The 21378-nt window shown below is 72.9% G+C and carries 17 protein-coding genes; 10 read left to right on the top strand and 7 right to left on the bottom strand.

What is annotated here, in order from left to right:
* Positions 1-77: 77 nt before the first annotated feature.
* The 3 genes from AB0E90_RS03475 to AB0E90_RS03465 all read right to left on the bottom strand — a co-directional run bounded on the left by AB0E90_RS03475 (position 78) and on the right by AB0E90_RS03465 (position 5793).
* Positions 78-272: a hypothetical protein gene (locus AB0E90_RS03475; RefSeq protein WP_360398539.1), complete on the bottom strand. Its 195-nt coding sequence runs from the start codon at positions 270-272 to the stop codon at positions 78-80.
* Between the two features lie 92 nt (positions 273-364).
* The gene (gene metH / locus AB0E90_RS03470) at positions 365-4000 is read right to left on the bottom strand and encodes a methionine synthase (protein ID WP_360398537.1); all 3636 of its coding nucleotides are present in this window, start codon (positions 3998-4000) and stop codon (positions 365-367) included.
* Positions 4001-4119: 119 nt separating this feature from the next.
* Positions 4120-5793, bottom strand: a complete 1674-nt coding sequence (locus AB0E90_RS03465) for a bifunctional 3'-5' exonuclease/DNA polymerase (RefSeq protein ID WP_360398535.1) — start codon at positions 5791-5793, stop codon at positions 4120-4122.
* Between the two features lie 98 nt (positions 5794-5891).
* On the opposite strand from AB0E90_RS03465, the gene AB0E90_RS03460 reads away from it, so the two are divergent.
* From AB0E90_RS03460 to AB0E90_RS03445, 4 genes are read left to right on the top strand one after another with little or no spacing between them, the layout of a single operon-like run.
* Positions 5892-6551: a response regulator transcription factor gene (locus AB0E90_RS03460; RefSeq protein WP_360398533.1), complete on the top strand. Its 660-nt coding sequence runs from the start codon at positions 5892-5894 to the stop codon at positions 6549-6551.
* Between the two features lie 10 nt (positions 6552-6561).
* Positions 6562-7926: a HAMP domain-containing sensor histidine kinase gene (locus tag AB0E90_RS03455; protein WP_360398531.1), complete on the top strand. Its 1365-nt coding sequence runs from the start codon at positions 6562-6564 to the stop codon at positions 7924-7926.
* Between the two features lie 35 nt (positions 7927-7961).
* On the top strand, positions 7962-8861 hold the full coding sequence (locus AB0E90_RS03450; protein WP_360398529.1) for an ATP-binding cassette domain-containing protein: 900 nt from the start codon (positions 7962-7964) through the stop codon (positions 8859-8861).
* Positions 8858-9607 (top strand): ABC transporter permease, encoded by a 750-nt coding sequence (locus AB0E90_RS03445; RefSeq protein WP_360398527.1) that lies wholly within the window; start codon positions 8858-8860, stop codon positions 9605-9607. Before AB0E90_RS03450 ends, AB0E90_RS03445 begins: the two co-directional genes overlap by 4 nt.
* Positions 9608-9900: 293 nt before the next feature.
* Here the strand turns inward: AB0E90_RS03445 and AB0E90_RS03440 are convergent, their stop codons facing one another.
* On the bottom strand, positions 9901-10266 hold the full coding sequence (locus AB0E90_RS03440; protein WP_360398525.1) for a DoxX family protein: 366 nt from the start codon (positions 10264-10266) through the stop codon (positions 9901-9903).
* 100 nt (positions 10267-10366) lie between these two features.
* Between AB0E90_RS03440 and AB0E90_RS03435 the strand changes: the two genes are divergently transcribed.
* A complete protein-coding gene (locus AB0E90_RS03435) occupies positions 10367-10735 on the top strand; it encodes a helix-turn-helix domain-containing protein (protein ID WP_360399426.1) in 369 nt (122 codons plus the stop codon).
* Here the strand turns inward: AB0E90_RS03435 and AB0E90_RS03430 are convergent.
* Positions 10732-11559, bottom strand: a complete 828-nt coding sequence (locus AB0E90_RS03430) for a metal-dependent hydrolase (protein ID WP_360398523.1) — start codon at positions 11557-11559, stop codon at positions 10732-10734. The two genes, AB0E90_RS03435 and AB0E90_RS03430, sit on opposite strands and share 4 nt — an antisense overlap.
* Before the next feature lie 76 nt (positions 11560-11635).
* Positions 11636-12094 (bottom strand): DUF1707 domain-containing protein, encoded by a 459-nt coding sequence (locus AB0E90_RS03425; RefSeq protein WP_360398521.1) that lies wholly within the window; start codon positions 12092-12094, stop codon positions 11636-11638.
* Positions 12095-12312: 218 nt separating this feature from the next.
* Between AB0E90_RS03425 and AB0E90_RS03420 the strand changes: the two genes are divergently transcribed.
* From AB0E90_RS03420 to AB0E90_RS03400, 5 genes are all read left to right on the top strand, one after another.
* Complete coding sequence (locus AB0E90_RS03420) at positions 12313-13545, top strand: histidine kinase (RefSeq protein WP_360398519.1); 1233 nt, start codon at positions 12313-12315, stop codon at positions 13543-13545.
* Positions 13542-14216 (top strand): response regulator transcription factor, encoded by a 675-nt coding sequence (locus AB0E90_RS03415; protein ID WP_360398517.1) that lies wholly within the window; start codon positions 13542-13544, stop codon positions 14214-14216. Before AB0E90_RS03420 ends, AB0E90_RS03415 begins: the two co-directional genes overlap by 4 nt.
* 180 nt (positions 14217-14396) lie before the next feature.
* Complete coding sequence (locus tag AB0E90_RS03410; protein ID WP_360399423.1) at positions 14397-14753, top strand: YciI family protein; 357 nt, start codon at positions 14397-14399, stop codon at positions 14751-14753.
* Positions 14754-14800: 47 nt separating this feature from the next.
* Positions 14801-15973, top strand: coding sequence for a sigma-70 family RNA polymerase sigma factor (locus AB0E90_RS03405; RefSeq protein WP_360399420.1), 1173 nt, complete (start codon positions 14801-14803; stop codon positions 15971-15973).
* 96 nt (positions 15974-16069) lie between these two features.
* Positions 16070-19453 (top strand): Hsp70 family protein, encoded by a 3384-nt coding sequence (locus tag AB0E90_RS03400; RefSeq protein WP_360398515.1) that lies wholly within the window; start codon positions 16070-16072, stop codon positions 19451-19453.
* On the opposite strand, the gene AB0E90_RS03395 is transcribed toward AB0E90_RS03400, so the two are convergent.
* Entirely contained in the window at positions 19450-21363 is a 1914-nt protein-coding gene (locus AB0E90_RS03395; protein ID WP_360398513.1) for an amylo-alpha-1,6-glucosidase, read from the bottom strand. The genes AB0E90_RS03400 and AB0E90_RS03395 overlap by 4 nt on opposite strands.
* Positions 21364-21378 lie beyond the last annotated feature (15 nt).

The raw sequence follows: 21378 nt of genomic DNA, 5'->3' as shown, positions 1-21378 counted from the left end.
CCGGGGAACGAAACGGCCACCGGCTGAGGGCTTCGGGAACGAAGCGGCCGGCCGCGAATCGCGACCGGCCGCTATCTTCACCAGAACCGGCGACGGCGGCGGTAGTGGCCGTGGTGCCGGTAGTGCCCGTGGTGTCGGTAATGCCCGTGATGACGGTAGTGACCGTGGTAGCCGTACTGCGGGTGCTGCGTGGGGCGCGCCCCGTGCCGGTGCGCCATCCGGTCGACCTTCGACTGGATCATCGAGAGCAGGAGACGCTTGAAGCCACTCACCGTGTGTGCCGTCCCTCCGTTTCGGAAGCTGGCACTTAACCGTAGCGAGTCGAGTCGAGCACTCCCTGTGACCGGCCTGTGCGGTTCCTGAGTCAGGCGTCGTAGGCGAGGTTGGGTCGCAGCCAGCGTTCGACCTCGTCGACCGGCATCCCGCGCCGCTTCGCGTAGTCGGTCACCTGGTCCTTGCCCAGGCGGCCGACGGTAAAGTAACGCGACGACGGGTGCGCGAAGATCAAGCCGCTGACAGCGGCGGCGGGCATCATCGCGTACGACTCGGTCAGTTTGATGTTGATCTTGTCGGTGCCGAGCAGGTCGAAGAGGTCCTTCTTCTCGCTGTGGTCGGGGCTCGCCGGGTAGCCGAGAGCGGGGCGGATGCCGCGGAACCGCTCGGCGTGCAGGTCGGCGAGGTCGGGCTGGGCGTCCGGCTCGAACCACTCGCGCCGGGCCTTGAGGTGCAGGAACTCGGCGAACGCCTCGGCCAGCCGGTCGGCCAGCGCCTTCACCATGATCGCCCGGTAGTCGTCGTTCTCGGCCTCGTATTTCTTGGCCAGCTCGTCGGCGCCGTGGATCGCGACCGCGAAGCCGCCCAGGTGGTCGCCCTGGCCGGCCGGCGCGATGTAGTCGGCCAGCGAACGGTTGGCCCGCCCGCGCGGCTTCTCGGTCTGCTGGCGCAGCATCGGGAACGACACGCCGTCGCCGAGCACGATGTCGTCGCCGTCGGAGTGTGCCGCCCAGAAGCCGTACAGACCGCGGGCCTGGAACGAGCCGTCCGCGATGATCTGGTCGAGCAGGGTGTTGGCGTCGTCCCACAGCTCGCGGGCGACCGGCTGCTCGAGGATCGCCGGGAACTTGCCCTTGAGCTCCCAGGCCAGGAACAGGAACGTCCAGTCGACCATCTCGCGCAGCTCGGCGATGGACGGCTCCACCATGCGCACGCCGGTGAAGGCCGGAGTGGGCAGGTCGCTGAAGTCGACCTCCTCGCGGTTGGCCCGGGCCTGCTCGAACGTCAGCAGCGGCTGGGCGTGCCGGTTGGCGTGCTGCTCGCGCAGCCGCTCCTGCAGGGCGCGGTTGTCGATGTCCAGCTTCTCGGCGCGGTCCGCGTCGAGCAGGTCGGAAACCACGCCGACGACCCGGGACGCGTCGAGCACGTGCACCGTGGAGCCCTCGTAGGCCGGGGCGATGCGCACCGCGGTGTGCTGCTTCGAGGTGGTCGCGCCGCCGATCAGCAGCGGCAGCTTGATGCCGCGCCGCTGCATCTCGGCGCCGACCGAGACCATCTCGTCGAGCGACGGGGTGATCAGGCCGGACAGGCCGATCACGTCGGCGCCCTCGGCCACGGCGGTGTCCAGGATCTTGGCGGCCGGCACCATCACGCCGAGGTCGATCACCTCGTAGTTGTTGCAGCCCAGCACCACGCCGACGATGTTCTTGCCGATGTCGTGCACGTCGCCCTTGACCGTGGCCAGCACGACCTTGCCCTGGCCGCGGTCGGCCTCGGCGCGGCCCTCGAGGCGCGCCTGCTCCTTCTCGGCCTCCATGAACGGCTCGAGGTAGGCCACCGAGCGCTTCATCACCCGGGCGCTCTTGACCACCTGCGGCAGGAACATCTTGCCCGAGCCGAACAGGTCGCCGACGACCTTCATGCCGTCCATCAGCGGGCCCTCGATCACCTGCAGCGGCCGGGGGAGCTGCTGCCGGGCCTCCTCGGTGTCCGCCTCGATGAAGTCGACGATGCCGTGCACCAGCGCGTAGGACAGTCGCTCGCCGACCGTGGCCTCGCGCCAGGACAGGTCGACCTCGCGCTGCTTGCCCTTGCCGGTGACGGTCGAGGCGAACGTGACGAGCCGGTCGGTGGCGTCCTCGCGGCGGTCGAAGAGCACGTCCTCGACCAGCTCGAGCAGGTCGGCCGGGATGTCCTGATAGACGGCGAGCTGACCGGCGTTGACGATGCCCATGTCCAGGCCGGCCTGCACCGCGTAATAGAGGAACGCCGAGTGCATGGCCTCGCGGACCACGTCGTTGCCGCGGAACGAGAACGACAGGTTGGAGATGCCGCCGCTGGTCCGGGCGCCCGGGCAGCGCGCCTTGATCAGCGGAAGGGCCTCGAGGAACGCCTTCGCGTAGCCGTTGTGCTCGCTGATGCCGGTGGCGACGGCGAGCACGTTCGGGTCGAAGATGATGTCGTCGGGGGCGAACCCGGCCTTGCCGACCAGCAGGTCGTAGGCGCGGCCGCAGATCGCGACCTTGCGGTCGCGGGTGTCGGCCTGGCCCTGCTCGTCGAAGGCCATCACGACCACGCCGGCGCCGAACGACTTGATCTTGCGGGCGTGCTCGAGGAAGGGCTCCTCGCCCTCCTTGAGGCTGATCGAGTTGACCACGCCCTTGCCCTGCACGCACTTGAGGCCGGCCTCGAGCACGGTCCACTTCGAGCTGTCGATCATCACCGGGATGCGGGCGACCTCGGGCTCGGTGGCGATCAGATTGAGGAACGTGGTCATCGCCTGCTCGCTGTCGAGCAGGTCGGCGTCCATGTTCACGTCGAGCACGTTGGCGCCGCCGCGCACCTGGTCGAGGGCCACGTCGACGGCGCTCTGGTAGTTGTCGGCCTCGATCAGCCGGCGGAACTTGGCCGAGCCGGTGACGTTGGTGCGCTCGCCGATCATCACGAAGCCGGTGTCCGGGCCGATCGCGAACGGCTCCAGGCCGCTGAACCGGGTGGTCGGCGCGGGCGGGTTGATCTCGCGCGGTTTGAACTGAGCGACCGCCTTGGCGATCTCGCCGATGTGCGCCGGCGTCGTCCCGCAGCAACCGCCGACGATGTTGACCAGCCCGTCCGCCGCGAAGCCCTGGACCAGCGACGAGGTCTGCGCGGGGGTCTCGTCGTAACCGCCGAAGGCGTTGGGCAGGCCGGCGTTCGGGTGGGCGGCGACGAAGGTGTCGGACAGCCGGGCCAGCTCGGCCACGTGCGGGCGCATCTCGGTCGCGCCGAGCGAGCAGTTCACCCCGACCACGAGCGGGTGGGCCCGCTCGATCGACCGCCAGAACGCCTCGACGGTCTGGCCGGACAGCGTGCGGCCGGACAGGTCGACGATCGTCACCGAGATCCACAGCGGCAGGTCGGGCGCGACCTCCTGGGCGGCCGCGATGGCCGCCTTCGCGTTCAGCGTGTCGAAGATCGTTTCGACCAGCAGCAGGTCGACGCCGCCCTCGACCAGGGCCGTGATCTGCTCGGCGTAGGTCGCCTTGACCTGGTCGAAGGTGACCGCGCGGTAGGCCGGGTCGTCGACCTTGGGGGAGAGCGAGAGGGTGACGTTGAGCGGGCCGACCGAGCCGGCCACGAACCGGGGGCGCCCGTCGCGGGCGGCGGCCTCGTCGGCGGCCTGGCGGGCCAGCTGGGCGCCGCGCACGTTCATGTCGTGGACCAGCGACTCGAGCCCGTAGTCGGCCTGCGCGATGCCGGTCGCGGTGAACGTGTTGGTGGTGGTGATGTCGGCGCCGGCCGCCAGATATTGTCGGTGGACGTCGAGGATCACGTCGGGGCGGGTGAGGATGACCAGGTCGGGGTCGCCGGTGACGTCCTGCAGATGGTCCGGCGGGATCAGGTCACCGCGATAGTCCTCGGGCTTGAGCTTGGCGCCCTGCAGCATCGTGCCCCAGGCGCCGTCGAGCACCACGATCCGCTCAGCCAGAAGTCGCTTCAGCTCGGCGACACGCGCGCTTCTTTCCATACCGACCACCTCCGTGGTTACAACGGAGGCGCCCTTGGTCGGAATTCACCGAGCGAGCGTGGCGGGTGTCACCCCGTTGCAGCGCCTCTCGCGTCGGACCAACAAAGCTACCCCACTCGTCACTTGCCATCGGCGTAGACACCAACTACTGAGACGTCGAGGGGAAAGCGCACCGAGGTGTCACCGAACAGCAACCGGCCGGCCCGCTCCGCGCTCTCGTGCACGGCGGCCACCACCGCCTCGGCCTCGCCGGCCGGGCAGTGCACCACGACCTCGTCGTGCACGAAGAACACCATCTCCGCCTTCTTGCCCACCAGCGCGGTGCGCAGCGTGGCCAGCAGGACCAGGGCCCACTCGGCCGCGGTGGCCTGCACCACGAAATTGCGGGTGAACCGGCCCCGGGCCCGGCCGGACGCGCCGCCCTGCGGCATCTCGGCCGAACCGGCCTCCTCCGGCGGGTCGAGGCCGGCCTCGCGCCAGGACGCCGCGGCGGGCGGGCAGGTGCGGCCCAGCCAGGAGCGGACCAGGCCGCCTGCCTCGCCGGTGCGGGCCGCGGCCTCGACGAACTCGAACGCCTTAGGGTAGCTCTTGCGCAGCACGGCCAGGGCCGGGATCGCGTTGCCGCCGGTCTGCCCGTACATCGCGCCGATCAGGGCGACCTTGGCCTTGGCGCGGTCGCCGTCGAACGAGTCGGCGGCCAGCGCGGCATAGAGGTCGCCGGCCGCGCCGGCCGCGGCGAACCGCTCGTCGCCGGAGACGGCCGCGAGCATGCGCGGCTCGAGCTGGCCGGCGTCGGCCACCACGAACTGCCAGCCCGGGTCGGCCACCACCGCGCGGCGCATGACCTTGGGCACCTGCAGTGCGCCGCCGCCACGTGCGCCCCAGCGGCCGGAGACCACGCCACCGGGCACGTATTCCGGGCGGAAGCGCCCGTCGCGCACCCACGCGTCGCACCAGGACCAGCCGTGCGCCACCCAGATGCGGTAGAGCTCCTTGTATTCCAGCAGGGGGCGCACCGCCGGATGGTCGACCTGTTTCAGCACCCAGGCGCGCGTGTTCGGCACGTCGACCCCGGCCTTGGCGAACGCGCGCATCACCTCGGCCGGGGAGTCGGGGTGCAGGCCGCGGGTGCCGAACGCGTCGTTGATCTCGGCGGTCAGCTCGGCGAGCCGGCGGGGCGGACCGACCGGCTGCGGCGCGCCGAGCATCTCGCGCAGCAACTGGTCGTGCAGGTCGGCCCGCCACGGCAGGCCGACGTGCCCCATCTCGGCCCCGACCAGGCCACCGGCCGACTCGGCCGCGACGAGCAGCCGGAACCGCCCGGGATGCTCGGTGGTGGCGATGCGGGACTGCTGATCCGCGTACACCTGCCAGACCGCCTCCAGCACGTCGAAGCCGGCGGAGGCGGGCGGAGCGCTGGTGGTCTCGAAGAGGGCGCCCTGGGCGAAGCCGGGCGGCTCGGCCGCCAGGCGAGGCGTGTCGGCCGGCACCGGCAGGCCGTGCAACCGGGCCCGGGCCGCCGCCAGCGCTCGCGGCGCGCCCCATCGGCCGGCCGCGCCGAGCAGCAGCGCCTCGGTCAGCTCGAGGTCGTGGCAGCGGTCGACCCGCACACCGGCCCGCAGCAGCACCGGGTAGAGATCGCTGGTGGCCGGCCACACCCAGCGCGGATGGTCGGCCGCCTCCTGAGCGGCGATCGCGGCGGCCAGATCGGGCACGTGCCGGGGCGGGCCGAGGGGAGACCCATCGGCCCGCAGATCCTGAAGGCGCCCGTCGGGCGCCACCGCTACCAGCACCCCGCCATTCTGCGGCCCGGGTATGACAAAAACCCGGGTCTGAGAGTTCTCTCAGACCTTCTCAAGCTGCTCTCAGCCGGCTCCGGGACAGTACGACGATGAGCACCCGACTGCTCGTGGTCGACGACGAGGACACCGTGCGCGGCCTGCTCGCCGACGCGCTGCGGTTCGCCGGCTTCGTGGTCACCGCGGTCGCCACCGGCGCGGACGCCGTGCGGGTGGCCCGCGACGACCCGCCCGATCTGATCGTGCTGGACGTGATGCTGCCCGGGATGGACGGTTTCGAGGTGGTGCGCAAGCTCCATCGGCGGGTGCCGGTGTTGTTCCTGAGCGCCCGGGACGCCCCCGAGGACAAGGTCAACGGCCTGACCCTGGGCGGCGACGACTACGTCACCAAGCCGTTCCATCTGCCCGAGCTCATTGCCCGGATCCACGCCGTGCTGCGCCGGGCCGGCGGCCTGCTCACGGTCGGTGACCTCAGCCTCGATCCACTCGACCACTCGGTCACCCGGGCCGGCGAGCCGGTGCGGTTGTCGCCCACCGAGTTCCGGCTGCTGCACTGCCTGATGACCAACGCCGGGCGGATCGTGGGGAAGCCGGAGATCCTCGAGCTGGTCTGGCGGTACGACTTCGCGGGCGACACCAGCATCGTCGACACGTACGTCAGCTACCTGCGCCGCAAGGTCGACACGGTCGCGCCCAAGCTGATCCACACCGTGCACGGCGCCGGTTACGTGCTGCGGGTCCCACGGCGATGAGAGAGCGGCGATGAGAGGGCTCCGCGGCCGGCTCCTGCTGATCACGACGATGCTGCTGGTGGCCGGGATCGTGGCGAGCGACGTGGTCGTCGTCGGGGTGCTGCGACACAACCTCGTGGAACGGGTGGACCGGCAACTGGCCCAGCTCGCCCAGATCCTGTCCCGGTTCGATCCGGCGCTCTTCGCCGGAGTTCCGGGCACCCAGATCAGCGATCTGGAGGTGACCGTCACCTATTTCTCGGCCGCCGGCCAGGTCCAGAGCACCGCCCACAGCGGCACCGAGTCGGCCCGCCTCGGGCCGGACCCCGCCGCCGAGGTCAGCGGCACCGGCGGTTCGCGCTGGCGGGTGGCGACCGTCCCGCGCCCCGCCGGGCGCGGGACGGTCGCGGTGGCCGGGAACCTGGCCGGTGTGCAGGACACGGTCGGCCGGCTCCGGCTGGTCTGCACGATCACCGGCCTGGTCCTGGTGCTATTCCTGGCCGCGGCCGGCTGGTTCGCGGTGCGCCGGGGGCTGCGCCCGCTGCGGACGATCGAAAGCACCGCCATTGCCATCGCGGCTGGCGATCTCACCCACCGCATCCCCGCCGCCGGGCCGCCCGGCACCGAGATCGCCCGGCTCACCGGCGCGCTCAACGGCATGATCGCCCAGCTGGACCGCGCCTTCGCGGCCCGCACCGCGTCGGAGGCGCGGATGCGCCGTTTCGTCGCCGACGTCAGCCACGAGCTGCGCACCCCGCTGTTCGGCATCAAGGGCTCCACGGAGCTGCACCTGATGGGCGGTGGCGGCGACCCGGAACAGGCCCTGCGGCGCATCGACACCGAGGCCGGCCGGCTCGCGGCGCTGGTCGAGGACCTGTTGCTGCTGGCCCGGATGGACGAGACCGAGCCGGTCCTGGATCGCGCGCCGATGGACCTGCGCACCCTGGCCGCGTCGGCCCGTGCCGACCTGCTGGCCCTCGACCCGGTGCGGCCGGTGCGGATCACCGGTCCGGGCGGGGCCGGCGAAGCGACGGCCGCGCCGGTCCACGGCGACGAGGCCCGGCTGCGCCAGGTGGTCGTCAACCTGGCAGGCAACGTGCACGCGCACACCCCGCCGGACGCGCCGGTCCGGATCGGTGTCGGCCGGGTCGGCGGCGCATCGGTCCTGGAGATCGCGGACAGCGGTCCCGGTTTCCCGTCCGATCTGGCGATCTTCGACCGGTTCGTACGGGGCGACGCGTCCCGGAGCCGGGCCAGCCGCGCGGGCGCCGGCCTCGGGCTCGCCATCGTCCACTCGCTCGTCACGGCGCACGGCGGCCGGTTGACCGCCACGTCCGACGGGTCCGGGGCGACGTTCCGGATCGTGCTGCCCACAGCGGACTCCCAGAACCTCTGACCGGATTCGCAGCCGCCGGCGACACCCTCGGCGGCATGATTGAACTGCGCGGACTCACCAAACGCTTCGGCGCTGCCACCGCGGTCGACGATTTGACCTGCACGTTCCGGCCGGGCCAGGTCACCGGCTTCCTCGGCCCGAACGGCGCCGGCAAGACCACCACCATGCTGATGACGCTCGGCCTGCAGCGCCCGACGGCCGGCCGGGCGCTGGTCGGCGGCCGTGGTTTCACCGCGATCGAGGCGCCGATGCGCGAGGTCGGCGCCCTCCTCGACGCGCGGGCCGTCCACCCGGGCCGGACCGGCCGCAACCACCTGCTCGCCCTGGCCGTCAGCAACGGCCTGCCGCGCCGCCGGGTCGACGAGGTCCTCGGCCTGGTCGGGCTCACCGCGGTGGCCGGCAAGAAGGCCGGCACCTATTCGCTCGGCATGAGCCAGCGGCTCGGCATCGCCGGCGCGCTGCTCGGCGATCCGCCCGTGCTGCTCTTCGACGAGCCGGTCAACGGCCTCGATCCGAGCGGCATCGCCTGGGTGCGCACGCTGATGCGGGACCTGGCCGCCGAGGGGCGCACGGTGGTGGTCTCCAGCCACCTGATGAGCGAGATGGAGCTGACCGCCGACCACCTCGTGGTGATCGGCCGGGGCCGGCTCATCGCGGACACCTCGCTGTCGGAGTTTCTGGACGGCGCGACGGCCGGGCTGGTGGTGCGGGCGGAGGAGCCGGCCTTCGCGTCGACGCTGCGCGCCGCCGGCGGCACGGTCGAGATCGGCGCCGGGAGCTGGGTGGTCACCGGACTCGAGGCGTACGACGTGGGCCGGCTCGCCCTGGCGAACCAGGTGATCCTGACCGAGCTCACCCCGCGCCGGGACTCGCTGGAACAGACGTTCATGCGGCTGACCGAGCAGAGCGTCGAGTTCTCCGGAGGTGCCCGATGACCACGATCCGCTCCGAATGGGTGAAGTTCCGCTCGCTGCGCTCGCTGCTCGCGACGGTGGTGGCGGTGATCGTGCTGACCGCGGGCCTCGGCTGCCTTTTCGCCTACGCCCGGGCCCGGCACACCGACGGCGATGCCTTCGATCCGACCGCGGCCAGCCTCTCCGGCATCCTCCTGGCCCAGATCGCCGTCTGCGTGCTCGGTGTGCTCACGATCAGCAGCGAATTCGCGAGCGGCACCATCCGGTCCAGCCTGGTCGCGGTGCCCGGCCGCAGCCGGCTGCTGGCCGCCAAGGCGGCCACGCTGACCGTGGTGGCGCTGGTCATCGGCTGGGCCGGCGGCCTGGCGGCGTTCCTGCTCGGCCAGCCGCTGGTCCGCGGCGAGGGCGTGGCCGCGGCATCGCTCGCGGATCCCGCGCCGGTGCGGGCGGTCGTCGGCGCCGGCCTCTACCTCACCATCGTGGCGCTGTTCGGCCTCGCGCTCGGCGCGCTCATCCGGTCCACGGCCGGCGCCCTGACCACCGCCATCGTGGTGCTGCTGATGGTGCCGATCTTCTCGCCGGCGCTGCCGGACGGGATGGCCGCCTGGGTGTCCCGGTGGTGGCCGTCGATGGCCGGGTTGCGGGTCGCGACGGTGGTGCCCGACCCGGCCGCCCTCGGTCCGTGGGAGGGGCTGTCGGTGCTGGCCGGGTTCGTGGCCGCCACTCTGCTGGCCGCCTTCCTGGGTTTCCGTCGCCGGGACGTCTAAACACGTTTCGTCGTCAAGGTCCGTTTCCGTCTCCCCTGCGCCGCGCGTCATCCGGAGGCTTGCGGAGGCCCGATTTCCAGAAAAGTGGCCTCTCCCGGGCACAACGAAGGCTCTACTTGCCGGAAAACGGCCTGTCCTGCCGCGGCGTCGCGCGTTTCTCTCATGCACTTTTTCGCGTACGTGGTGCCCTGCTCCCGTGCCAGTCGGTCCCGGCAGGTGCAGCCCACCCTCCGCGCGCCCGCTACGGGCGGGCCCGGCCCCGACACCCTCCCGGCGGACCACCGAAGCTCTCTCTAGAACCAGACCGTTGCCAGCCAGGCGGTTACGGCCGCGACGATCAGCAGGACGGCGTTGAGCCAGAGCACGCTCGTCTCGCCGCGGCGCAGGTGCACGATCAGGCCACCGACCTGGACCAGGACCAGGCCGATCGCCGCGGCGAGGGCGAGGCCGGCCGCGATGCCGGTCAGCGGGGGCAGGATCAGCCCGAGCGCGCCGAGGATCTCCAGCGTGCCGATCAGCCGGACGACCGGCATCGGGATCTGGTCGACCCAGCCCATCATCGGCCGCAGCTTCTCCTGGCTCTGGCTGACCTTCTGGACGCCGGCGAAGAGGTAGAAGACGGCGAGGAGGCCGGCGACGATCCAGTAGGTGATTTCCATGGCTGTCCCTTGGTTACGATCAGTAAGTAACCACATGATGGGGTACTCAAGAAGCATTTACAAAAGGCACATTCATGTGCCTGACGAACAGGCGGTGGCCATGAAGTACGTGCACAGTTGCATGATCCGCGGGGACGGCGGCAAGACGCTGCGGGCGATCCTCGACCAGATCTGCAACAAGTGGACCCTGCTGGTGGTGGCCACCCTCGAGGAGGGCACGCTGCGCTTCAAGGAGCTCCACCACAAGATCCCGGGCATCTCCCAGCGGATGCTGACCTTGACCCTCCGCAACCTGGAGCGCGACGGGCTGGTCTCGCGCACCGTGCACGCCGAGGTGCCACCCCGGGTGGAGTACGCATTGACCGTGACCGGCCGCAGCCTGCTGAAGCCGGCGCTGGCCCTGGCCGGCTGGGCGATCGAGAACGTGCCGGCGATCGAGGCCAGCCGGGCGGCCTACAGGAAGGGCTAAGGGGCGCTGCCCGCCGATGTCTCGAACTCGAAGCGGTGCAGCAGGCCCGGGGCGAACATCGCGGCGATCGCCACGACCGCGATCAGGGTGAACGCGGTGCGCAGCACGATCGTCTCGACCTTGCCGCCGACCCGGACGGCCATCCCGTTGGGCACGCCGACCATCCGCCACATCCGCCGGCCGACCGGTATCGGCCACAGGATCGGCACGCCGGCCGAGGTGATGATGTCGCCGAGCAGGTGCATGACGCAGCCCACGCCGACCGCGAAGCCGAGCATCGGGTAACCGCGGTCGCCGGGCAGGTTGCCGGCGGTCAGCCAGGCGATCACGGCCGAGCAGATCGTCACGATCAGCCAGCCGGCCCGCTCGGCCCACTCGTCGAACAGGCCGCGCAGCGCGAGACCGGCCATGAAGAAGATGATGCCCAGCACGGCCCACTTGCCGTAGTGCGTGGCCAGCGCCGTGGTGCCCCAGCCGACCAGGGCCGCGAACGGCAGCGTGTGGGTGAACGTGCGGTGCCCGTTGTTGCGCCGCGGGTCGCGGCGGAGTCGGGTCGCGGTGTAGATGCCGAGCGAGATCTTCTCGATCACCTCGGCCGCGAACAGGGAGAACACCCCGAACGTGCGGGCCACGGTGGCGCCGCCCTGGTTGCGGGTGACCTTGCCGGACAGGTCGAGGTCGGGCAGCAGCGCGCCGCCCGCGCAGACCGTGGCGCCCACCGCGACCGCCAGGGGCGACTGCCCGTAACCGGCGAAATGGTCCAGCGCCCAGGAGCCGGCCAGCCACGCGGCCGCCCCCGAAAGGGCGTGCGACGGTCCCATCATGTTGTGTTGTCCCTCCCCGCCGCACACTTTCGCAGAGCGGGGAGGGGCTTTCAACGACCGTCAGTCCACTGTGGAGTCAGCGCCACTCGGGCGCGTTCCACGGCGCCACCCGGTGGGCGTAGTGGAAGCGGCGCTCGTAGTGGCCCCAGCGGGCGTGCCGCACCAGGCCCATGACCAGGAAGACCAACGGGATGGCCGGCCAGAAGAACTGCGCTCCGGACAGCATCCACAGCCCGGTCAGGATGCCGGCGGCGATCAGCACGAAGCTGGTGTGCCGGCGCAGCGACCGGCGTGTCGCGAGCCGGGCCTCCGGCCCACGGACCTCGGCCATCGTCCGCGGGCTCGCGCCGGGGAGATCTTTCGTCAGCGGCCCCAGCTCATCGCGATATTTTGCGGCGTACGTCGCGGTCAGGCGCTCCTCGCCCTCCTGGAGGGTCAGTCGGCCCTCGGTCATCGCGGCGCGCAGGAACTCGGCGATCTGCTCGCGCTCGGAGTCGGAGGTTCGCATGCGGGCCGGGCCTTCGTTGGGATTCACGGTGTCCTCCTCGTGGGGTCGTGTCTCCAGAGTCGGCCTTTCGCCGCGCCGCGGCGTCGGCCCGGGGTCGCATCTTCCGGGCGGCTTCCGGGCCTTCCGAACCCGTGCGCGTACGCCGCCGGGGGCAGTCCCGTACCGCCGCCTACGCCCCTGGTGGTAGCCGCGCCTCAGACCCAGCTCCGATGTCCCGGCCGCTTCGGTGCCGTAGCTTCGGCCGCATGGATCAGACGCAGCCGTGGGGACCGCCGTGGCGGGAGGACCGCCGTGCCGGCCGGTTCCGCCGGCGCGGCTGGGCGCACCCCGGCGCGGCCGTCGTCGCGGGCTTCATCCAGGCGATGGGGGCCGACGACGTCACCTGGCACCCGATGACCCGGTGGATGGGGGCGGTGCTGCTGATCGGCCCGGCGGCGCTGGTGGCCCGCAAGCACTTCCCGGTCGTGGTCTTCATGATCGCCGCGGCCTCCTCGATCGGCTTCGCCACCTGGGCCAGCCCGCGCTGGACCTATGCGGTGGCCCCCGCGTTCGCCCTGTTCAACCTGGCCCGGCTGGGCCGGCCGCGGGCCGCCATGATCGCCGCCGCCGCGTCCTTCGCGGCCTATTTCACGGTCTGCTGGGCGTTCAGTCACCGGTTCGGCATGCCCGACTTCGTCCGCCCCGGCCCGCGCGAGGCCGTGCTGCTGGCCGCCGCCATGGTGGTGCTGATCTTCCTGGGCGGCGCCGCGAAGGTCCGCTCCGAGCACATGGCCGAGGTGATGAAGGCGCGGGCCGAGCGGGCGCGGGCCAAGGACGAGCAGGAGCGCCGCCAGGCGTCGGAGGAGCGGCTGCGGATGGCCCGCGAGCTGCACGACGTGCTCGGCCACCACCTGTCGCTGATCAACGTGCAGGCCGGTGTCGGCCTGCACCTGATGGAGAAGCAGCCGGAGCAGGCCCGCGAGGCGCTCGCCGCGATCAAGACGGCGTCGTCCGAGGCGCTGCGCGAGGTCCGCGCGGTGCTCGACATCCTGCGCGCGGAAAACGAGGCCGCCCCGCGGCAGCCCGCTCTCGGCCTGAGCCGCCTCGACGACCTCACCGCCGATGCCGGCCTGCCGATCACCACCAAGGTCACCGGCGACGAGCGGCCGCTGCCGCCCGAGGTCGACCGGGCCGCCTACCGGATCGTCCAGGAGGCGCTGACCAACGTGCGCAAGCACGCCGGCCCGGGCGCCACCGCGTCGATCGCCGTCGACTACCTCCCGACCGCCCTGCACCTGGCCATCCGCAACGAGGGCCCGGCTGATCCGGCGGCCGGGGCGAGCTCCGCCGACGGCGAGGGCACCGGGATCGCCGGGATGCGTGAGCGGGCGCAGACTCTCGGTGGCAGCGTGGAGGCCGGGCCGGTCGACGGCGGCTTCCTGGTCTCGGTCCTGCTGCCCACCCCCGACGCCACCCTCGACAACGGGAGCCCATCGTGATCACCGTGTTGCTGGCCGACGACCAGGCCCTGCTGCGGGCCGGGTTCCGGGCGCTGCTCAACGCCGAGCCCGACATCACGGTGGTGGCCGAGGCGGCCGACGGCCTGGAAGCGGTCAGACAGGCCCAGCAGACCCACCCCGACGTGGTGCTGATGGACATCCGGATGCCCGGCGTCGACGGGCTCGAGGCGACCAAGCGGATCGCCGCCGACCCCGGCCTGTCCGAGACGCGGGTGGTGATCCTGACGACGTTCGAGCTCGATGAATACGTTTTCGAGGCCCTGCGCGGGGGCGCCTCCGGCTTCCTGGTGAAGGACACCGAGCCGGTCGAGCTGCTCCGCGGGATCCGGGCGGTGGCGGCCGGCGACGCCCTGCTGTCGCCGAGCGTGACCCGCCGGGTGATCGGCGAGTTCGCCGGGATTCAGGCCCAGTCCCGGCCGGCGGCTCCGCCCGCGCTGCTCGACGCCCTGACCGACCGCGAGCGGGAGGTCCTCGTCCTGGTCGCCGAGGGCCTGTCCAACGACGAGATCGCCGCCCGGCTGGTGATCAGCCCGGCCACCGCCAAGACCCACGTGAGCCGCTCCATGATCAAGCTGGCCGCCCGCGACCGCGCCCAGCTGGTCGTCTTCGCCTACGAGGCCGGCCTGATCCGCCCCGGCTGGCTGGCGTGAGCCTCCCGCGGAGGCCGCCGCTGCGGGCTCCGCGGGGGCGTGGGCTGGGGGTTCCGCGGGCGGGATTCACTCTTGCGGGATTCTCGCCGATTTTTCTTACGGGTTTGTCGAGAACGGGTGGGCCACGGCGTCATCACTTCGCCGGCGTCGCAGAGGGCGGCGCCCGGGAGGGAGATTTCCATGCACTACGCGCTGCTGATCTACGGAAACGAGAAGGCCTGGGAGTCGCGGGACGAGAAGGAGGCGCAGGAGAACCACGAGCGGCACGGCCGGTTCATGGCGATGCTGCGGGAGCGCGGCGCCCTGCTGCCCGGCGGCCAGGAGCTCGCCTCGGCCCGCACCGCCACCACCGTGCGCAACAGCGGCGACGCGGTCGGCACCACCGACGGGCCGTACGCGGAGACCGCCGAGCAGATGGGTGGCTTCTACCTGATCGACGCGCCCGACCTGGACGCGGCGCTGGAGATCGCCCGGCAACTGCCCGAGCCGATCGTCGAGGTGCGGCCGGTCGTGATGCACCCGGAGATGGGCAACTGAACCCGGAGCAGGCCGTCGAGCAGGCGTACCGCGACGAGTGGTCACGCCTGCTCGCCCTGCTGGTCACCCGGCTGCGCCGCTTCGACGTGGCCGAGGACAGCCTGCAGGACGCGTTCGTGGCGGCCGCCCGGGTGTGGCCCGCGCAGGGTGTGCCGGAGCGCCCGGCGGCCTGGCTGTGGACGGCGGCTTACCGGCGGGCGCTCGATCGCGTACGCCGGGAGGAAGCCGACGCCCGGCGCCTGCCGCTGCTGATCGCCGATCCGGCGCCGCCCGGCGCCGGTGCCGAGCGGGCCGACGACGAAGGTGTCGACGGTGACGTTCCCGACGAGCGATTGCGGCTGCTCTTCGCCTGCTGTCACCCGGCGCTGCGGCCGGACGCGCGGGCCGCGCTCATGCTGCGCTTCGTGGCCGGCCTGACCACCGCCGAGATCGCCCGGCTGTTCCTGGTCAGCGAGCCGACGATGGCCGCGCGCCTGACCCGGGCCAAGGCGAAGATGGCGGTCGCCGGCATCCCGCTGCGCGCGCCGTCGGCGGCCGACCTGCCGGCCCGGCTCGACGTGGTGCTCAAGGTGATCTACCTGATCTTCACCGAGGGCTATCGCGCGACGGCCGGCGCCGAGCTGACCCGGCCGCGGCTGGCCGGCGAGGCGATCCGGCTCGCCTACCTGATCGGTGAGTTGCTGCCGGGCGAGCCGCGCACGCTCGCCCTGCTCGCGCTGATGCTGCTGCAACACGCCCGGCGGGATGCCCGGACGGCGCCGGACGGCGCCCTGGTGCTGCTGCCCGACCAGGACCGTTCCCGCTGGCGGCACGACGAGATCGCCCGCGGCGTCGGCCTGCTCGACCTGCTCGAGGCGGTGCCGATGGCCGGCGAATACCACCTGCAGGCCCTGATCGCCGCCGAGCACGCGAAACCGCCGCCCACCGACTGGCCGCGCATCGCCCACCTCTACGCCGAGCTGGAACGCCGCGACCCGTCGCCGGTGGTTCGCCTCAACCGGGCGGTGGCGGTCGCCGAGTCCGGCGCGCCCGAGGCCGCGCTGTCCCTTCTGGACGGCCTGGCCGTGCGCGACAACCACCTGCTGCCCGCGGTCCGCGCCGAACTGCTCGCCCGGCTCGGCCGCCGTCCGGAGGCGGCCGCGGCCTTCGACGAGGCGCTGGCGCTGGTCCGCACCGAGCCGGAACGCGAACACCTGCGGCGCCGCCGCGCCGATCTCTGACGGGGGCACCCGAACGGGCGGAACTGTCCGACTGACGGTGTCGGCTTCTGTGCGGAGCGTTCCGGCGGAGGCTGTGGCGCACCTAACATCCGGGGGATGGTTGAGTACGGCCTCGGGGTCGATCTCGGTACGACGTACACCGCTGCCGCGATCAATGTGGGCGGTGAGATCGAGACTGTCCGGCTCGGTGGGCGCGGGCCGGAGATGCCCTCGGTGGTGTTCCTGCGCGCCGACGGGGAAGTGCTGGTCGGCGACGCCGCGCAGCGCCGGGGCGAGGGCGAGGCGACGCGGCTGGCGCGTGAGTTCAAGCGCCGGCTGGGCGATCCGGTGCCGATCATGCTCGGTGGCACGCCGATGTCGGCGCACGCGATCACCGCGCGGCTGCTGCGCCACGTCGTGGCCACGGTGGCCGGCGGGCAGGGCGGGCCGCCCGCCCGGATCGTGCTCACTCACCCGGCCAACTGGGGACCGTACAAACGGGAGCTGCTCATGCAGGCGGCGCAGCTCGCCGACCTGCCACAGACGACCCTCCGGACGGAACCGGAGGCCGCCGCGGTGCGCTACGCGGGCACGGCGCGGGTCGCGGTCGGCGAAACCATTGCGGTGTACGACCTGGGCGGCGGCACCTTCGACGCGGCGGTGCTGCGCAAGACCGCGGACGGCTTCGAGATCCGGGGCGAGCCGCAGGGCGTCGAGCAGTTGGGTGGCATCGACTTCGACGAGGCGATCCTCGAGTACGTCCGCGAGCAACTCGGCCCGGCCCTGGCCGGGATGGACCTCGCCGATCCGGCGGTGACCGAGGCGCTGACCCGGTTGCGCTGCGACTGCGTGGAGGCCAAGGAGAGCCTGTCCTTCGACACCGAGGCCGAGATCGGCGTCGCCCTGCCCCGCCTGCACACCCGGGTGCGCCTGCACCGCTCCGAGTTCGAGGCGATGATCGCCCCGGCCCTGGCCGACACCGTCGCGGCCGTCGAGCGCGCGTTGCGCTCCGCCGGGGCCGACCCGTCCGACCTGAGCTGCATCGTCCTGGCCGGCGGCTCGTCCCGGATCCCGTTGGTCGGCTCGCTGGTCTCGGAGGCGTTCGGCTGCCCCGTCGCCGCCGACGAACAGCCCGAGCTGGGCATCGCCCTCGGCGCCGCCCGCCTGAGCGGCCCCGCGGGCAGCCTGCGCGAACCCGCCACCCCGGCCGCACCTACCCCACCACGAATCGCCGGCTCCCACCGCCCGCCCGCCCCGGCCGGCCACATCCCGATCCCACCGGGCCGCACCGCCACCCAGGGCAGCCGCGCCGCTGCCGCCGCGGCAGGAGGGCCGCCGGCCGCCGCCGCGCCGCCGGCGCGAGTTTCCGGTTCGGCACACGTGCCCGCCCACGACAGCGACGCCGCTTCCTCCGGCGCGTTCCCGCACCAGCGAGCGGCACCGCCGCCCGGCGGCCCGATCTCCGCCCCGCCCGGCGGCGACAGCTTCGGCTCGGCCAGTGGTGCTGCTTCTGTCCAGGCCGGCAGCAATCCTTCCGCCTTCCCGGGAGGCGACTCTTCCGCGCCGCCGGCCGGCGGCGCCTTCGGCACGCCTGGAGGCGCCGCCGGCCATTCCGGAGGTGTTTCTCCCGGCTCCCACGGAGGTGTTTCTTCCGTGCCGCTCGGAGGGGCGTCCTTCGGGACGCCTGGAGGCGCCGCCGGCCATTCCGGAGGTGTTTCTCCCGGCTCCCACGGAGGTGTTTCTTCCGTGCCGCCCGGAGGGGCGTCCTTCGGCACGCCTGGAGGCGCCGCCGGCCATTCCGGAGGTGTTCCTTCCGGCTCCCACCGAGGTGCTTCCGCTGCACCGCCCGGAAGCTCTTCGTTCGCGTCGCCGGGCGGGAGTGGACCTGTGCCGGTGGGCGGTGTTTCGTTTGGCTCGGCCGCAAGTGCTCCGGCCCAGGGAGGTGCTCCCTGCGCTGCGCCCGGAAGCGTCTCCGCCGCGCCGCCTGCGGGGGCTGCGCAGGCGGCACCGGCCGGTGCCGCCGGGCATTCGGCCGGGGGACTGCGGCCCGGGGCCGGGGTTGCTGCCGTGGGGGCGTGGCCGCCGGAGGCGGCGCCGATGAACGCGTCGCCGGTCGACACCGCGGCGGGGGCCTGGGGCGCGGGCGGGGGGAGGAAGCGGTCGGTCAAGTGGCCGATCATCGGGGGGTTCGCGGCGGTGCTTGTCATCGTGGCCGCGGTTACCGCGATCGCGGTCTGGCCCAAGGGCGGGGACGCGCCGGCCGGGGCGGGGGAGCCCGGCGGCGGCGGGTCGGCGGCGGTGGCCGGCGTGCCGGTGGTCTGGAAGGCCGCGACCGGGGTCGGGGCCGGTGAGCCGCCGGCCGTCGGCGCCGAGCTGGTCTTCGTCAGTGGGCAGGACGGGACGCTGCGGGCCTATCGGCGCAGCGACGGGGGCAAGGCCTGGGAGCTGCACCTCGGGGACGGGCTGCGGGCCTCCACCCGGGTGGTCGGCGGGGTTGTCTACGCCGTCACCGGGGACGGTGGGGTCTATGCCGTGGACGGGGCCAAGGGGACCGAGCTCTGGCATCGCAACACCGGCAACCCGGTCGTGGCGCGGCCCTTCGCCGACGCCGAGCGGGTGTTCGTGGGTGGCAAGGACGGGGTGCTCTACGCCTACAAATATGCCGAGGGGCACGGGCGGTGGCGGGTGTGGGCCGCGGAGATCAGCTATCCGCCGACGGTGATCGGCGACGTGGTCGTGGTCGCCGGCTCCGACGGGCGGCTCTTCGGGGCGAGCAGCGGCGGCGCCGAGTTGTGGAAGGCGCAGGTGGGCGTCGCGAGCGGCGGGCCGGTGCCGGCCGGGGACGCCGCCTGCGTGGCGCTCGAGGCCGGGACGGCGCGTTGCGTGCGGGTCGCCGACGGCCGGGTGCTGGCCGAGATCAGGGCCGAGGGTACGACTCTGACCAGGATCTATGCGTCCGACGGCGTGGTGTTCGGGGCGGGCGCGGACGGGTCGGTGGGCGCCTGGGACGCGGTCACCGGCGAGCGGCGGTGGCTGGTCCCGGGGGCGGGCGGGGCCGGCTTCCCGCTGGTGCGGGCCGGTGAGGTCGACGTCACCTTCCCGGACGGGCGGATCGCCGGGCTGGACGCGGCCACCGGGAAGACGCTGTGGGAGTCGCGGACCGGTGACCACTTCTCGGCGGCGGTCCGTGGTGACGAGGCCGGGCTCTACGCGGTGGGTGAGGGCGGCGTGCTGTACGCGCTGCGACCCCCGGGCAGTTCCACCGCGCTGCCGTCGCCCACCGTGACGACCGCGACGGCCACCCCGACGCCGACCGCCGGGCAGGAGACGAAGAAGCCGACGACCAGGCCCACCCGTCGGCGCCCCACGTCCGCGCCGGTCACCTATGAACCGACCTCGCCGCCTCCGCCGACGAAACCGACCAGCACTCCGCAGGGCACCGAACCGACCTCCAACGGCAACGACAACAACGGCAACAACAACGGCAACGACACCGATTAGAGGCGGCGGGCGCGCAGGGTCTCGGCCACCGACCACGCCTGGAACGGGCAGCCGGTCCCGCCGTGCGGCGCGTCGCCGTCCGCCGTCTCCGAGACCGAGCCCAGGCCGTACTCGCCCAGGTGGTCGTCGGCGTCCGAGATGGTCTGGTCGGCGTCGACGCCGAGCCGGCGCCACGACTGCACGAACGGGCCGGTGAGCCAGGGCCAGACCGTTCCGGTGTGGTAGGCCGTGTCCCGCGCCGCCGAGCCGCCCCGGTGCCGGCCCTGGTAGCCGGGTTCGCCGGGAGCGAGGCTGCGCAACCCCAGCGGGGTCATCAGCGCCGACCCGATGGCCTGCAGGGTGGCCGGTTCCGGGCGCAGCGGCGCGTACGGCAGCGACCAGGCCAGCAACTGGTTCGGCCGCATCGCCGGGTCGTCGCCGGCCGGGCCGTCGACCACGTCGTACAGCCAGCCGGTCGGGGCCGGGAACCGGCGCGCGAAGCCGGCGAGCGCTTCCGGATGGGCCCGGACCGCCGCCCCGGCGCCGGTGCGCGCCTGCCAGGCCAGCTTGATCACGGTGGCCAGGCCGTTGATCCAGAGCGCGTTGACCTCGACCGGCTTGCCTGCCCGCGGGGTTATCGGCACCCCGTCGACGCGGGCGTCCATCCAGGTCAGCGCCTCACCGTCGGCGCCCGCCCGGAGCAGGCCGTCGACCGGGTCGGCGGCGATGCCGTAGCGGGTGCCCGCGAGGTGCTGGTCGATCACGTCGAGCATCGCCGGCAGCAGCTCGGCGGCCAGGTCGAAATCGCCGGTGCCGGCCACGTGCCGGCCGGCCGCGTGCAGGAACCACAGCGTGCCGTCGGCCGTGTTGTACTCCACGCTGCCGGTGTCGGCGGTGTTGGCCAGCATGCCTTCGGACAGCGTGGACGCGTACGACCGGAGCAGCTCGCGGCCCTCGGCGGCGCGGTTGGTGGTGAGGAACAGGCCCTCGTAGCTCAGCATCGTGTCGCGTGACCAGGCGCCGAACCACGGATAGCCGGCCACCACGTCCGGGCCGGCGGCGGTGCGCACGATGAACGAGTCCGCGGCGAGCGCCAGGGTGGCCTGCGCGTCGTCGGCGGGGCAGGCGGCGGCGACCACGGCCCGGTTGCGCTGCCGGGCGGCCTTCACGACCTCGGTGGCGGGCGGCGGCGGTTCGCCGAGCTCCGCGGCCCAGGCCGACACCGAAGCCGTCGAACCGGGCTGGCGCAGCTCGGCATGGAAGCTCCCGGCGTACCAGAAATCCTCTGTCGGTGGGAGCCCGCGGGCCGCCTCGGCGCGGTGCCGCACCCCGCGCCACCACGCGCCCCGAGTGCGGAATTCCGGGCCGCGCAAGCGGTACGCCCCCTCGACCACGCACCCGCCCTCGACCGGCTCGACGACCGGCGGCGGACCGCCCGCCGTCCGTTCGGTGTGGGCGTCCCGCCAGGTGACCAGGGCTTCCAGGGATAGGCTGACCGGGCCGCCGGTGAGCAGGCGGTGCACGACGGCGACCGCGGGCCGGCCGTGCGCCATGGCGAGCTCGCGTTCGATCACGATGTCGCCGATGCGCCAGCGCCAGCGGGGGAGGCCGTCGACGAGCTCGAAACCGGCGAGGAGTTCGTGCCCGCGTGGGGCGATCGTCCCGTCCGCCCACTCATGCGTGCCGAGTCGCACCGACCTGCCCGACGGGAGGGTCAGCACCGGGTCGAGCGCGGCCAGGCCGAGCTTGCGGGCGGCCGGGCCCTCGGGCGAGGCGACGACCAGCAGGCCGTGGTAACGGCGGGTGCGCAGACCGCTGACCGTGCCCATGGCATAGCCGCCGCACCCGTCGGGTACCAGCCATTCCCGGGCGGCGCCGTCGAGGCCGCTGCATACCTGAGGGCCGAACGCCAGGCGGCGGACCGTAGCCATCAGGTGACCTCCAGT

The organism is Actinoplanes sp. NPDC026619, assembly GCF_040638295.1.
GTDB lineage: Bacteria > Actinomycetota > Actinomycetes > Mycobacteriales > Micromonosporaceae > Actinoplanes.
The sequence above is the reverse complement of the archived record's forward strand: the minus strand, read 5'-3'. Positions and strand labels throughout refer to the sequence as shown.

Bases quoted from the DNA above. Each gene is read 5' to 3' on its own strand.
- AB0E90_RS03445 (WP_360398527.1), top strand. From the start codon at position 8,858: ATGACCACGATCCGCTCCGAATGGGTGAAGTTCCGCTCGCTGCGCTCG.
- AB0E90_RS03410 (WP_360399423.1), top strand. From the start codon at position 14,397: ATGCACTACGCGCTGCTGATCTACGGAAACGAGAAGGCCTGGGAGTCG.
- AB0E90_RS03420 (WP_360398519.1), top strand. From the start codon at position 12,313: ATGGATCAGACGCAGCCGTGGGGACCGCCGTGGCGGGAGGACCGCCGT.
- AB0E90_RS03450 (WP_360398529.1), top strand. From the start codon at position 7,962: ATGATTGAACTGCGCGGACTCACCAAACGCTTCGGCGCTGCCACCGCG.
- AB0E90_RS03400 (WP_360398515.1), top strand. From the start codon at position 16,070: ATGGTTGAGTACGGCCTCGGGGTCGATCTCGGTACGACGTACACCGCT.
- AB0E90_RS03395 (WP_360398513.1), bottom strand. From the start codon at position 21,363: ATGGCTACGGTCCGCCGCCTGGCGTTCGGCCCTCAGGTATGCAGCGGC.
- AB0E90_RS03430 (WP_360398523.1), bottom strand. From the start codon at position 11,559: ATGATGGGACCGTCGCACGCCCTTTCGGGGGCGGCCGCGTGGCTGGCC.
- AB0E90_RS03455 (WP_360398531.1), top strand. From the start codon at position 6,562: ATGAGAGGGCTCCGCGGCCGGCTCCTGCTGATCACGACGATGCTGCTG.
- metH (WP_360398537.1), bottom strand. From the start codon at position 4,000: ATGGAAAGAAGCGCGCGTGTCGCCGAGCTGAAGCGACTTCTGGCTGAG.
- AB0E90_RS03435 (WP_360399426.1), top strand. From the start codon at position 10,367: ATGAAGTACGTGCACAGTTGCATGATCCGCGGGGACGGCGGCAAGACG.
- AB0E90_RS03460 (WP_360398533.1), top strand. From the start codon at position 5,892: ATGAGCACCCGACTGCTCGTGGTCGACGACGAGGACACCGTGCGCGGC.
- AB0E90_RS03440 (WP_360398525.1), bottom strand. From the start codon at position 10,266: ATGGAAATCACCTACTGGATCGTCGCCGGCCTCCTCGCCGTCTTCTAC.